Raw genomic sequence first — 12,540 nt, 5'->3', positions numbered from 1 at the left:
CAGGTCATTCGGACCACCAGACATCCGGCTGCCAGCCCGGCCAGTCGCCGTAGAGCGGCAGCTTTTCGGGGTAATGCAGCGTGGCATCGTGGGCCAGGCGCGAGACCTGCGAATACCACAGCGGGATCACGTAGCGCCCGGTTGTCAGCACGCGGTCGAGAGCGCGCACGGCGGACTGGAATTCCTCGGCATCGGCGGTTTCCAGCATGGTGCGGATCATCGCCTCGGCGGCGGGGCTCTTCATGCCCATCCAGTTGCGCGAGCCGGGCGTGTCGGCGGCCTCGGCGCTCCAGTAGAGCATCTGCTCGTTGCCGGGGGACAGCGACAGGGCCCGCGTGTAGAAGGTCATGTCGAAATCGTAGCTGTTGGTGCGCTCGTTGTACTGGGCGCTGTCGATCGTGGTGGTGCGCACGCGGATGCCCAGCCGGTCCAGCGCCTGCGCGAAGATGTTGACGATCGCCTGCGACTCGGTCGAGCCCTGCCGGATCAGGATCTCGAAATCGAAGGGCTGTCCGTCGGCATTGTGGAGCCGGCCGTCGCGCGGGGTCCAGCCGGCCTCGTCGAGCAGTGCCGCCGCCTTGCGCAGGTTGGCGCGGTTGCGGGCGGTGCCGTCGCCCTCGGGCAGGGCATAGCCGTCGAGCGCGCCGGGCAGGAGCTGGTCGGCGAAGGGCTCCAGGAGCTCCTTGACCCGGCCTTCCGCCGGGCCGGGCTGCATGGCCAGCACCGAGTTGCAGAAATACGAGCAGATCCGCGGGTCGCGGCCGCCATTCTGGGTCTGGGCGATGAATTCGTAGTTGAAGGCCAGCAGCATCGCCTCGCGCACCCGCCAGTCGGCGAAGATGCCGCGGCGGGTGTTCATCACCAGGCCGGTGATGCCCGAGGGCCGCTCATGCGGGATCTCGGCCTTGGACACCGCGCCCTCGCGCACCAGCGGGAAATCGAAGCTGTCCTCCCAGCGCGCGGCATTGCCCTCGCGGTAGACGCTGATCTCGCCTGCCTTGAACGCTTCGAAGATCACGCTGGCATCGGCGAAATACTCGTAGCGGATCAGGTCGAGGTTGTTGCGCCCGGCATTGAAGGCCAGGTCCTTGCCCCAGTAGCCGGGATTGCGGCGGAAATTGATGAAGCGGCCGGGCTCGAATTCGGCGATCGGGTAGGGCGAGGAGCCGATCGGCGGGACCAGCGAGCTGTCGGCGAAATCCTTGCCCTCCCACTGCGCCTTCTTGAAGATCGGGCGCAGCCCCATGATCAGCGGCATCTCGCGGTCGGGCGTGTTGAAGGTGATGCGGAACGACCGCTCGCCGGTCTGTTCGATCTTGTCGACCTTCTGCCAGCTGCCGAGGAACCGCGGATGGCCCTGGGTGCCGAGCGTCTCGTAGGACCAGATCGCGTCCTCGACCGTCACCGGGGTGCCGTCGGAAAACTTCGCCTCCGGGCGGATGGTGAATTCCACCCACTCGCGGTCCGGCCCGGTCTCCACGGTTTCGGCCAAGAGGCCGTAGAGCGTGAACGGCTCGTCATAGGACCGGCCCAGCATCGACTCGAAGACATGGGAATAGACGCCCCAAGGGGCGCGGCCCTTAAGGATATGCGGGTTGAGGCTGTCGAAGCCGCCCTGTTCGGCGAAGACGATCTGCCCGCCCTTCGGCGCCCCGGGATTGGCATAGGGCAGGGAGGCGTAATCCGGCGGCAGCGCCGGCTCTCCGTACATGGCGATGCCATGCTGCGGCTCGGCCTGCGCGAGCCCTGCCGACAGAAGTGCGGCCAGCAGCCAGCCGGTCCATCCTGCGCGATATGTCAAAATCTTGTTCCTGCTCTGGTTTTGTTTGGGCCCTGAGTAGCAGATATGCACGGATTCTGAAACTTTGGGGTTGGATAGGCGCCCTGTTGGGACTATATATAAGGCACTGCTCGATAGGTTTCTTGCCTGTATGAAACCTGCCTCAATGACTTGACGTCGGCCTTGTGCCGGCGTCTTTTTTTGTCCGCAGACCCCAAGAAATCAAGGCCCAAAGCGACATTCCCTCGCGGGGTGCGGTGATTTATCCGATCCGCCGCGCTTGCCCCTGCGCGAGAATCACTCCCGCCGCCCGGCTCCGGCCGGGGCGCAAGCGCAGGGCGCGGCATTTTCGGGAAAACCGCGCGGCGCCGCATGATTTGTCTGGCCTTCGCGGCTGCAGCATTTAGGTTCTGGGGCATCACAAGGGGAGTACCGACATGACTCTGGCGGGCAAGACAGCTGTCGTCACCGGATCGAATTCCGGAATCGGGCTGGGGGTTGCAACGGAACTGGCGAAGGCGGGGATCAACGTGGTCCTGAACTCCTTCACCGACCGCGACGAGGATCATGCGCTGGCCGAGAAGCTCGGCAGCGAGCACGGCGTGACGGCGCGCTACATCAAGGCCGACATGTCCAATGGCGACGAGTGCCGCGCGCTGATCGAAAAGGCCGGTGCCTGCGACATCCTGGTGAACAATGCTGGCATCCAGAACGTCGCGCCGATCGACCAGTTCCCGGTCGACAAGTGGAACGCGATCATCGCGATCAACCTGAACTCGGCCTTCCACACCACGGCGGCCGCGCTGCCGATGATGCGCAAGGCGGGCTGGGGCCGGGTGGTCAACATCGCCTCGGCGCACGGCCTGACCGCCTCGCCCTACAAATCCGCCTATGTTGCCGCCAAGCACGGCGTGGTCGGGATGACCAAGGTGGTGGCGCTGGAAACCGCGCGCGAGCCGATCACCGCCAACGCGATCTGCCCGGGCTACGTGCTGACCCCGCTGGTCGAGGCGCAGATCCCGGACACGATGAAGGAATACAACATGTCCAAGGAGGAGGTGATCGAGAAGGTCCTGCTGGAACGCCAGCCCTCCAAGGAATTCGCCACCGTCGAACAGCTCGGCGGCACGGTGCTTTTCCTGTGCTCGCCGGCGGCGGAGCAGATCACCGGCACCACCATCTCGGTGGATGGCGGCTGGACCGCGCTGTGATCGCTTGCGGAGGGGCGCCGTGTTCGGCGCCCTGACCCGTGCGGTGATTGCCCGCGCCGAGGCGAGGCTCGGCGTGGGCTTTCCCCATGTCCGGCGGATTGCCGGGACCAAGACGCGGCTGCTGCTGCGCTACAAGAAATTCCTCGATTTCGTCGATCCGAACCAGGACGTGCCGCCGGAGGCCTACCATTTGGCGCGGATCCGCGGTGCGATGGCGGCGGGCTCGGCGGATTGCATCGAGAACGAGATCGCCCGCGCCAAGGCGGCCGGGCTGCGCGAAAGCCTGATCCGCGACTACCTGACCGCCGTGCCGGGCGAACTGCCGGGACCGCTCGACGACGTGCTGCGGCTGGCCGATGCGGTGGTGCGCGACCGCGCCGAGGATGCGCCGCGGAGGGCCCGGCCGCGAAGGCCACCCGGCCCGGCGCCGCCGGGCCGCGCATCGCGCCTACTGCCAGGACTTGATCAGGTCGTCATAGGCGATGGTCTTGGGCTCTTCCTCCTCGTCGGCGAGCTTCGCCTTCGGAGAACCGGCCTCGGCCAGCCAGACTTCCGGATCCTGCTCCTCGTTGAGCATCGGACCGATATCGCCCTGGATGCCGGCGCGCTCGAGACGCTCCATCACCCGCTCCTGATCCGCGCAGAGCGCGTCGAGCGCCTCCTGCGGCGTCTTCGCGCCGGACATGGCATCGCCGATGTTCTGCCACCAGAGCTGCGCCAGCTTCGGATAGTCAGGCACGTTGGTGCCGGTGGGCGACCAGGCCACGCGGGCGGGCGAGCGGTAGAACTCGACGAGGCCGCCCAGCTTCGGCGCGCGCTCGGTGAAGCTCTCGTGCTGGATGGTGGACTCGCGGATGAAGGTCAGACCGGTATGCGCCTTCTTGACGTCCACGGTCTTCGAGGTGACGAACTGGGCATAGAGCCAGGCCGCCTTGGCGCGCTCCTCGGGGGTCGATTTCATCAGCGTCCAGGAGCCCACGTCCTGATAGCCGATCTTGGTGCCGTCCTCCCAGTAGACGCCGTGCGGCGAGGGGGCCATCCGCCATTTCGGCATGCCGTCATCGTCCAGCACCGCATCGGCGCCGTCGCCCACCATGTCGGCGGTGAAGGCGGTGTACCAGAACATCTGCTGGGCGACATTGCCCTGCGCCGGGACCGGGCCAGCCTCGGAGAAGGTCATGCCGGCCGCCGCGGGCGGAGCGTAGTTCTGCAGCCAGTCGATCGCCTTGGTCACGGCATAGACCGCCGCCGGGCCGTTGGTGGCGCCGCCGCGCGCGACGCAGGAGCCGACCGGCTGGGAGTTCTCGTTCACCCGGATGCCCCATTCGTCGACCGGCAGGCCGTTCGGCTCGCCCTTCGATCCGACGCCCGCCATCGACAGCCAGGCATCGGTATAGCGCCAGCCGAGGCTCGGGTCCTTCTTGCCGTAATCCATGTTGCCGTAGACTTCGCCGGTCACGCCCATATGCGACATGTCGCGGCCGGTGAAGAACTCGGCGATGTCCTCGTAGGCGGACCAGTTCACCGGAACGCCGAGATCGTAGCCGTATTTCTCCTTGAAATCGGCCCGGTTCTTCTCGTCGTTGAACCAGTCGTAGCGGAACCAGTAGAGGTTGGCGAATTGCTGGTCCGGGAGCTGGTAGAGCTTGCCGTCCGGCGCCGTGGTGAACTGGGTGCCGATGAAATCCGCGAGGTCCAGCGTCGGCGAGGTCACGTCCGCGCCCTCGTTCGCCATCCAGTCGGTCAGGTTGCGCGCCTGCTGGTAGCGCCAGTGGGTGCCGATCAGGTCGGAGTCGTTGATATAGGCGTCATAGATGTTCTCGCCCGACTGCATCTGGGTCTGCAGCTTCTCGACGACATCGCCTTCGCCGATCAGGTCATGGGTCAGGTTGATGCCGGTGATCTCGCTGAACGCCTTGGCCAGCACCTGGGCCTCGTATTCATGCGTGGTGATGGTTTCCGAGACTACCTTGATGTCCATGCCCGCGAAGGGCTTGGCAGCGTCGATGAACCACTGCATCTCGGCCTCCTGGTCGGCGCGGCTCAGCGTGCTGAGATCGCCGATCTCGGCGTCGAGAAACGCCCTGGCCGCATCCATGTCGGCGAAGGCGGCCGGGGCCGCCAGGCCGAGGGCCAGCGCGAGGGCTGTCGTGTTCCTCAAGTTCATGGTTTCCTCCCTTTGGTACTTTCCAGTTTCGTTGTTCTTGGTTGTTTCTGCCGTCCGGGTCTGCGCCCGGTTCAGACCCAGCGGAACACCGCCGCCGCGTAGACGAGGCAGACCGCCAGCGCCCAGGGCTGGGTCTCCGGGCCGATCAGCCCCAGCCAGGCGAGGTTGATGAAGGCCGAGCCCAGGAGCGTGATGAAGAGCCGGTCGCCGCGCGTCGTCTCGGTGCGCAGGATGCCGACCCGCGGGGTCTCGGGGAACTTGATCGCCAGCACCGTGAACACCGCCAGCAGGCCCGCGATCACCAGGAAGAAGATCGCCGTCGGCCAGGTCCATGCCATCCAGGCCATGTCAGCCCTCCTTCCGGTAGATATGCCCGCCCGCCGTCTTGCGGCCGGTGTCGCGGATGCCGGCAAAGGCGCCCTTGCGCACCTCGCGCAGGAAATCGTTGCCGAGCCGGACCTTCTCGCCGATGGGCCTCCCGTCCCAGTCGGCAAGAAGCTCGGGCAGGCGGAATTCGCCCGCCCGGCGCGCGGCCAGGGCGGCGGCGATGAGGCTGCGGTCGGTCGCGGTCATCACACCCTCCCCAGGGCGAAGCCCTTGGCGATGTAGTTGCGGACGAACCAGATCACCAGCGCGCCCGGAATGATCGTCAGGATGCCTGCCGCGGCCAGCAGCCCCCAGTCGATGCCCGAGGCGCCTTGCGTCCTCGTCATGATCGCTGCGATGGGCTTCGCATCGACCGTGGTCAGGGTGCGGCTCAGCAGCAGCTCCACCCAGGAGAACATGAAGCAGAAGAACGCGGCGACGCCGATTCCGCTCGCGATCAGGGGCATGAAGATCTTCACGAAGAACGCGCCGAAGCCGTAGCCGTCGATATAAGCCGTCTCGTCGATCTCCTTCGGCACGCCGCGCATGAAGCCCTCGAGGATCCAGACCGCCAGCGGCACGTTGAACAGGCAATGCGCCAGCGCCACGGCGATATGCGTGTCGAAGAGCCCGACCGAGGAATAGAGCTGGAAGAACGGCAGCGCGAAGACCGCCGGCGGGGCCATCCGGTTGGTCAGCAGCCAGAAGAACAGGTGCTTGTCGCCCATGAAGTGATAGCGCGAGAACGCATAGGCCGCCGGCAGCGCCACGGCGAGCGAGATCACCGTGTTCATCACCACGTAGATCAGCGAATTCACGTAGCCCATGTACCAGGCCGGGTCGGTGAAGATCGTCACGTAGTTCTGGAAGGTCAGGTTGCGCGGGAACAGCGTGAAGTCGCCGAGGATCTCGGCATTGGTCTTCAGGCTCATGTTCAGCAGCCAGTAGAGCGGCAGCATCAGGAAGATCAGATAGGCCGCCATCACGAGGGCGCTGCGGTTCACCCGGATGCGCGGCGCCTTGCGGGCGGGGGCGGCGGTCGCGTCGGGCATCTCACATCCCCTTCTTGTCGAGATTTGTCATCACCGTGTAGAAGACCCAGCTGATCGCCAGGATCACCAGGAAGTACATCAGCGAGAAGGCCGCCGCCGGACCCAGATCGAACTGCCCCAGCGCCATCTTCACGAGGTCGATGGACAGCAGCGTCGTCGCGTTGCCCGGCCCGCCGCCGGTGACCACGAAGGGCTCGGTATAGATCATGAAGCTGTCCATGAAGCGCAGCAGGATAGCGATCATCAGCACGCCGGCCATCTTCGGCAGCTCGATGTAGCGGAACACCTTCCAGCGGCTGGCCTGGTCGATCCGTGCCGCCTGGTAATACGCATCGGGGATGGATTTCAGCCCGGCGAAGGCCAAGAGCGCCACCAGCGAGGTCCAGTGCCAGACATCCATGACGATGATCGTCACCCAGGCGGCGATGGTGTCCTGCGTGTAGTTGTAGTCGATGCCCATGGCGGCGAGCGTGTGGCCCAGCAGGCCGATATCGACCCGCCCGAAGATCTGCCAGATCGTGCCGACCACGTTCCACGGGATCAGGAGCGGCAGCGACATGGTCACGAGGCAGAAGCTGGACCAGGCGCCCGATTTCGGCATGTTCAGCGCGACGAAGACGCCCAGAGGCACCTCGATGGCCAGGATGACCGCCGAGAAGATCAGCTGCCGCCTGAGCGCGTTCCACATCCGGTCCTCGTGCAGCATCTCCTCGAACCATTCGAGACCGGCCCAGAAGAACTGGTTGTTCCCGAACGTGTCCTGCACCGAATAGTTGACCACCGTCATCAGCGGGATCACCGCCGAGAAGGCGACCAGCACCAGCACCGGCAGCACAAGGAACCACGCCTTGTTGTTCAGCGTCTTGTTCATCTCTTCCTCCCCCGGAGCCTCCCCGCCCCGGACCTCGTTTGCCGCGGCTCAGGCCGCGCCGGCGACCCGCCAACCATCGGCATAGACATTGACATGCGCGGGATCGAAGGCGACCCGCGCCATGTCGGCGCCGACCGTCTCGTCCTCGCCCGCGATCACGTTGAATTCCTGCCCGAACAGCTCGGTGCGGATGATCTTGTGGCGGCCGACATCCTCCACCCGGCGGATCTGCACCGGCAGGCCCTCGTCGCGGCTGAGCCGGGCGAATTCCGGGCGGATGCCAAGCTCCACCTTGCCGGAGAGCGGGCCATAGCCCCGGCCGAGCGGCACCGCCGCGCCATGGACATGGGCGACATTGCCCTCGACCTCGGCAGGCAGCAGGTTCATGCCGGGCGAGCCGATGAAATAGCCGACGAAGGTATGCTCGGGCCGCTCGAACAGCTCCTCGGGCGTGCCGATCTGCACCACCCGGCCGTCATACATCACCACCACCTTGTCGGCGAAGGTCAGCGCCTCGGTCTGGTCATGGGTGACATAGATCATCGTGTGGCCGAATTCGTGGTGCAGCTTCTTCAGCTGGGTCCTGAGCTCCCATTTCATGTGCGGGTCGATCACGGTCAGCGGCTCGTCGAACAGCAGTGCGTTGACGTCCTTCCTGACCATGCCGCGGCCGAGGCTGATCTTCTGCTTGGCATCGGCGGTCAGGCCGCGCGCCTTGCGCTTCAGCATGTGCTCCATGCCGATCATCCGGGCGATCTCGCCCACGCGCTCGGCGACATAGGCCTCGTCGCGGCCGCGGTTCCTCAGCGGGAAGGCCAGGTTGTCGTGCACCGTCATCGTGTCGTAGACCACCGGGAACTGGAAGACCTGCGCGATGTTGCGCTCGGCCGTGGCGGCATGGGTCACGTCGCGGTCGTCGAACAGGATCCGCCCCTGCGACGGCTGCAGCAGCCCCGAGATGATGTTCAGGAGCGTGGATTTCCCGCAGCCCGAGGAGCCCAGCAGCGCATAGGCGGCGCCGTCCTCCCAGACATGGTTCAGCTCCTTCAGGGCATAGTCGTCCTCGGTTTGCGGGTTTGACTGGTAGCTGTGGGCGAGATTGTCGAGCGTGATGCGTGCCATGGTCCGGTCCTCCTCAGGCGGCCGCCGCGTAGGCGGCCGGCGCCACCAGCGCCCCGTCCTCGCCGAAGATGTAGACATGGCGCGGGTCGAGCCAGACATCGAGGCTCGAGCCATCTCCAGGTCGTGGACGCCGTGGATCAGCCCGACCCAGCGGTCGCCGTGATGGTCGAGATGCACGAAGGTCTCCGACCCGGTCAGCTCGGTCACCGCAAGCCCGGCGGTGAAGCGCAGCGCCTCGGGCCGGTGCTGCCGGATTTCCAGATGGTTGGCGCGGAACCCGGCCATGTAGCGGCCGTCGGGCAGCTCGGCCAGCGCCTCCGGGGCGGGCAGCTGCTGCCCCTCGCCAAAGGCGAGACTGGCGCCCGTCTTCGCCACCGCCAGGAAATTCATCGGCGGATCGGAGAAGACCCGCGCGGTCGTGGCATCGGCCGGGCAGCGGTAGACCCGCGGCGTCGGCCCGAACTGGGTGACGCGGCCCTCCCAGAGCGTCGCAACGTTGCCGCCGAGCAGCAGCGCTTCCTCGGGTTCGGTGGTGGCGTAGACGAAGATGCTGCCCGCCGCCTCGAAGATCTTCGGTATCTCCACCCTGAGTTCCTCGCGCAGCTTGTAGTCGAGATTGGCCAGAGGCTCGTCGAGCAGCACCAGCCCGGCATCCTTGACCAGCGCGCGCGCCAGCGCGCAGCGCTGCTGCTGCCCGCCCGAGAGTTCCAGCGGGCGGCGCTCCAGCATCCCGTCGAGCTTCATCAGCTCGGCAGTCTCGCGCACGCGGCGGTCGATCTCGGGCTTCGACAGCCCCAGAAGCCGCATCGGCGAAGCGATGTTGTCGTAGACGGTCATCGACGGGTAGTTGATGAACTGCTGGTAGACCATGGCGACGCCGCGGTCCTGCACCCGCATCCCGGTGACGTCCTTGCCCTGCCAGATGACCTGTCCAACGCTCGGCACGTCGAGCCCGGCCATCAGCCGCATCAGCGAGGTCTTTCCCGACAGGGTCGGACCCAGCAGCACGTTCATCGTGCCTTTTTCAAGCACCAGATCCGTGGGATGGACATGCAGCTGTCCCTCCACGATCCTGGACACGCCCCGAAGTTCGAGCGTCATCCGTCCTCCTCCCATGTCCGCGCCGTCCCCCTCAGGCGGCGCGCTCCTCCTGCATCCAGGCCCCGAGCGCCTGCATCTGCTCTTCCGTCAGACGCAGCCCGAGCTTGGACCGGCGCCACGCGATATCCTCCGCGGTGCGCGCGTATTCCTTTTCCATCAGCCACCGGACTTCGGCTTCCGTCAAGCTCGCGCCGAAATCCAGGCCCAGATCCTCCGATGACGTTGCGTCCCCGAGGATTGTCGCCGCCTCGGTGCCATAGGCGCGCACCAGCCGCAGCGCCCAGCGGTCGTCGAGGAAGCCATGCGCCGCCTTCAGCGCGGCCACCAGATCCGGCACGCCATCGACGGGGAAATCGCCGCCCGGCAGCGGCACCCCTGCGGTCCAGGCGCCCTTGGCCAGCGGCAGATGCGCGCCGATCTTTTCCAGCGCGCTTTCCGCCAGCCGCCGATAGGTGGTGATCTTGCCGCCAAAGACGTTGAGCACCGGCGCGCCGCCCCCGGCATCGACCTTCAGCGTGTAGTCCCGCGTCGTCGCCGTCGCGCTTGTCGCGCCGTCGTCATGGAGCGGCCGCACGCCGGAATAGGTCCAGACGACATCCGCATCGGTCAGCTGGCGCTTGAAGTAGCGGTTGGCGAAGTCCAGCAGGTAGGCCTGTTCCTCCGGGGTGCAGACCGGCCGCTGCGAGGGATCGGCATGGTCCTTGTCGGTGGTCCCGATCAGGGTGAAATCGGTCTCGTAGGGAATGGCGAAGATGATCCGCCCGTCCTCGCCCTGCAGGAAATAGCATTTGCCGTGTTCCGCCAGCCGCGGCACGACGACATGGCTGCCGCGGACCAGCCGGACGCCGTCGGACGAGTTCAGCCGGATCGTGCCCTTGATGATCTCTCCGACCCAGGGCCCGGCGGCATTGACCAGCATCCGCGCGCTGTGGGACCGGCGCCCGCCGGTCTCCCTGTCCTCGGTCTCCACCTCCCAGAGCCCGTCGCTCCGGCTGGCCGAGATCACCTTGGTCCGGGTCAGCACCGCCGCGCCGCGCGCCGCCGCGTCGCGGGCGTTCAGCGCGACCAGCCGGGCATCCTCGATCCAGCAATCCGAATATTCATAGGCATGCTCGAACCGCTCCTGCAGCGGCGCGCCCTCGGGCGTGCCCAGGAGCGACAGCGTCGCCGTCCCGGGCAGCAGCTTGCGTCCGCCGAGATGGTCGTAGAGAAACAGCCCGAGCCGGATCAGCCAGGACGGACGGCGCCCCTTCATCCAGGGCATCACCGCCGAGAGCAGCTTCGAGGTCGGCGTCTGGCTGTCGAAGCGCATCGCCGGATGCCAGGGCAGAACGAAGCGCATCGGCCAGGAAATGTGCGGCATGGCCCGCAAGAGAACCTCGCGCTCGATCAGCGCCTCGCGGACCAGGCGGAATTCGAAGAACTCGAGATAGCGCAGCCCGCCATGGAAGAGCTTGGTCGAGGCCGAGGAGGTCGCCGAGGCGAGATCGTCCATCTCGGCCAGCGTCACGCTCAGGCCGCGCCCGGCCGCGTCGCGCGCGATCCCGCAGCCATTGATGCCGCCGCCGATCACGAAAAGATCGACCGTTCCGGTCCCGGGCGTCTCCTCCAAGGCTGCCTCCCTCTCCGCTCCTCTCAACGGATAGTCAAAACGCGTTATGACGCAAGCAATGATTTTCCTTTTTTTTCTCTTTTTCCGAAAGCGAGCCTTTCCGCGCCGCGGCGAACATGGTCTCCCAGGCCAGCGGGAAGATACCGCCCTGGCTGCCCCGGATCGGACCTTTCCATCGGCATCGGGGACGGGCTGGCCCATGCGTCATCACGATCCGGGCAGGACCGGGAGGTCCGGTTGGCGACAGGCGTTCCGCTCCCCCGCGCGGTTCCTGCGCTGCGGGATTTGTTGCGTTAATCAGACGACAGAACGAGTGTCCCTTTTCCCGCAGGTTTCAGGCGGCGGCTTCGATCTCGGCTCGTCCGAGGGCCGGGCAGCGGTTCATGAATGAGCGGCAGGCGCCACCGGTCCGAGCGCAGCTGCGCATGATGCGGATCCGGGCTTCGGCGGTCCGGCGGCCGGGGTCCCGTGACACGATCCGTTCGCCGATGAGATTGAGGCGGCGCCCCCGGGCCTCGACGCGACGCCGCGCATGGCAGCCGGCCCATTTCTTCCAGATCGATCACCCGGGACAGCGCGTCGCCCGCAGGATTTCGTTTCGTGAGATCGCGGCGGAGCAGTCCGGCTTCCAGGCGCGCCCATTTCGGCGGACCGGAATGACCGGGTCCGCTCCATGCGCGAGGATCGCCGCATGGCAGCGAAGGGTGTCATGGGCTCCATCGGCGGTGACGGTGTCGATCTTTTCTGCGGCCTGGACCTGCGACAGCCGTTCCGGCAGGATCGGGCTGCCGCCCTGCCGGCCCGAGGCAAATTCGGCCGCGCGGATGTCGCCCGTGGCCCTGTCCAGCGCCAGATGAACCTTCCGCCATTCGCGCCTGCGCGTCGCACCATGCGGCTGCTGCCGCGCCAAGCAGACCGAACCGGACCGCCCCCGCAGAGACAGCCCCGGGCCCAGCCATCATCCCGCTGCCCCGAACAGCCAAGCCCGGGGCGCCGCCCTTGCCCGGACGGACGGAAGACCGGCGCACCGCGGTGCCGGAGGCGAAGCGGCAGCGTTTCCGCCGAGGGCAGCAGCCAAGCGGCACTCAGCAGGCCACCGCGATCCTGCATCCATCAAGAAAACCGCGCAGAGCCTCGGCGCCCATGGGATCGGCCGTGCAGCATGAGCGCGAAGCGCGCCCTTCCCGCCCGGACGGCATGACAAGACGGATCGTGTCCGGGCCTCGCGGGGACATCCGCCAGTCGAGGCCAGTGTGCC

General features: G+C 66.6%; 9 protein-coding genes and 2 pseudogenes. 1 reads left to right on the top strand and 10 read right to left on the bottom strand.

Annotated features, from left to right (window positions below; translation table 11 throughout):
* Window positions 1–4: 4 nt before the first annotated feature.
* Complete coding sequence (locus tag C7T91_RS14600) at window positions 5–1,711, bottom strand: extracellular solute-binding protein (RefSeq protein WP_108260093.1); 1,707 nt, start codon at window positions 1,709–1,711, stop codon at window positions 5–7.
* A 506-nt stretch (window positions 1,712–2,217) separates the two neighbouring features.
* On the opposite strand from C7T91_RS14600, the gene C7T91_RS14595 reads away from it, so the two are divergent.
* Window positions 2,218–2,991: a 3-hydroxybutyrate dehydrogenase gene (locus tag C7T91_RS14595; protein ID WP_108259885.1), complete on the top strand. Its 774-nt coding sequence runs from the start codon at window positions 2,218–2,220 to the stop codon at window positions 2,989–2,991.
* A 448-nt stretch (window positions 2,992–3,439) separates the two neighbouring features.
* On the opposite strand, the gene C7T91_RS14590 is transcribed toward C7T91_RS14595, so the two are convergent.
* From C7T91_RS14590 to C7T91_RS35805, 9 genes and pseudogenes are all read right to left on the bottom strand, one after another.
* Window positions 3,440–5,158 carry an ABC transporter substrate-binding protein gene (locus C7T91_RS14590; RefSeq protein WP_108259884.1) on the bottom strand — a complete coding sequence of 573 codons (1,719 nt, stop codon included), beginning with the start codon at window positions 5,156–5,158 and terminating at the stop codon, window positions 3,440–3,442.
* Between the two features lie 71 nt (window positions 5,159–5,229).
* Entirely contained in the window at window positions 5,230–5,505 is a 276-nt protein-coding gene (locus C7T91_RS14585; protein WP_108259883.1) for a DUF2160 domain-containing protein, read from the bottom strand.
* A 1-nt stretch (window position 5,506) separates the two neighbouring features.
* Window positions 5,507–5,731 (bottom strand): DUF1413 domain-containing protein, encoded by a 225-nt coding sequence (locus C7T91_RS14580; protein ID WP_108259882.1) that lies wholly within the window; start codon window positions 5,729–5,731, stop codon window positions 5,507–5,509.
* On the bottom strand, window positions 5,731–6,576 hold the full coding sequence (locus C7T91_RS14575; RefSeq protein ID WP_108259881.1) for a carbohydrate ABC transporter permease: 846 nt from the start codon (window positions 6,574–6,576) through the stop codon (window positions 5,731–5,733). The genes C7T91_RS14580 and C7T91_RS14575 overlap by 1 nt, the downstream gene beginning before the upstream one ends.
* 1 nt (window position 6,577) lies before the next feature.
* The gene (locus C7T91_RS14570; RefSeq protein WP_108259880.1) at window positions 6,578–7,447 is read right to left on the bottom strand and encodes a carbohydrate ABC transporter permease; all 870 of its coding nucleotides are present in this window, start codon (window positions 7,445–7,447) and stop codon (window positions 6,578–6,580) included.
* A gap of 48 nt (window positions 7,448–7,495) precedes the next feature.
* Window positions 7,496–8,569 carry an ABC transporter ATP-binding protein gene (locus tag C7T91_RS14565; RefSeq protein WP_108259879.1) on the bottom strand — a complete coding sequence of 358 codons (1,074 nt, stop codon included), beginning with the start codon at window positions 8,567–8,569 and terminating at the stop codon, window positions 7,496–7,498.
* A 13-nt stretch (window positions 8,570–8,582) separates the two neighbouring features.
* A pseudogene (locus tag C7T91_RS14560) lies at window positions 8,583–9,670 on the bottom strand (ABC transporter ATP-binding protein).
* Window positions 9,671–9,701: 31 nt separating this feature from the next.
* The gene (gene glpD / locus C7T91_RS14555; protein ID WP_236638246.1) at window positions 9,702–11,282 is read right to left on the bottom strand and encodes a glycerol-3-phosphate dehydrogenase; all 1,581 of its coding nucleotides are present in this window, start codon (window positions 11,280–11,282) and stop codon (window positions 9,702–9,704) included.
* Window positions 11,283–11,616: 334 nt separating this feature from the next.
* Window positions 11,617–12,192 (bottom strand): annotated as a pseudogene (locus tag C7T91_RS35805) (transposase); the annotation flags it as partial.
* Window positions 12,193–12,540 lie beyond the last annotated feature (348 nt).

The sequence above is a fragment of the Mangrovicoccus ximenensis genome, from assembly GCF_003056725.1.
GTDB lineage: Bacteria > Pseudomonadota > Alphaproteobacteria > Rhodobacterales > Rhodobacteraceae > Mangrovicoccus > Mangrovicoccus ximenensis.
Note: the sequence above shows the minus strand (reverse complement) of the source record. Positions and strands in the feature narration are given on the sequence as shown.

What these genes read in the sequence shown, in the direction of transcription:
- C7T91_RS14600 (WP_108260093.1), bottom strand. Translation starts at nt 1,711, where the DNA reads ATGTACGGAGAGCCGGCGCTGCCGCCGGATTACGCCTCCCTGCCCTAT.
- C7T91_RS14595 (WP_108259885.1), top strand. Translation starts at nt 2,218, where the DNA reads ATGACTCTGGCGGGCAAGACAGCTGTCGTCACCGGATCGAATTCCGGA.
- C7T91_RS14590 (WP_108259884.1), bottom strand. Translation starts at nt 5,158, where the DNA reads ATGAACTTGAGGAACACGACAGCCCTCGCGCTGGCCCTCGGCCTGGCG.
- C7T91_RS14585 (WP_108259883.1), bottom strand. Translation starts at nt 5,505, where the DNA reads ATGGCCTGGATGGCATGGACCTGGCCGACGGCGATCTTCTTCCTGGTG.
- C7T91_RS14580 (WP_108259882.1), bottom strand. Translation starts at nt 5,731, where the DNA reads ATGACCGCGACCGACCGCAGCCTCATCGCCGCCGCCCTGGCCGCGCGC.
- C7T91_RS14575 (WP_108259881.1), bottom strand. Translation starts at nt 6,576, where the DNA reads ATGCCCGACGCGACCGCCGCCCCCGCCCGCAAGGCGCCGCGCATCCGG.
- C7T91_RS14570 (WP_108259880.1), bottom strand. Translation starts at nt 7,447, where the DNA reads ATGAACAAGACGCTGAACAACAAGGCGTGGTTCCTTGTGCTGCCGGTG.
- C7T91_RS14565 (WP_108259879.1), bottom strand. Translation starts at nt 8,569, where the DNA reads ATGGCACGCATCACGCTCGACAATCTCGCCCACAGCTACCAGTCAAAC.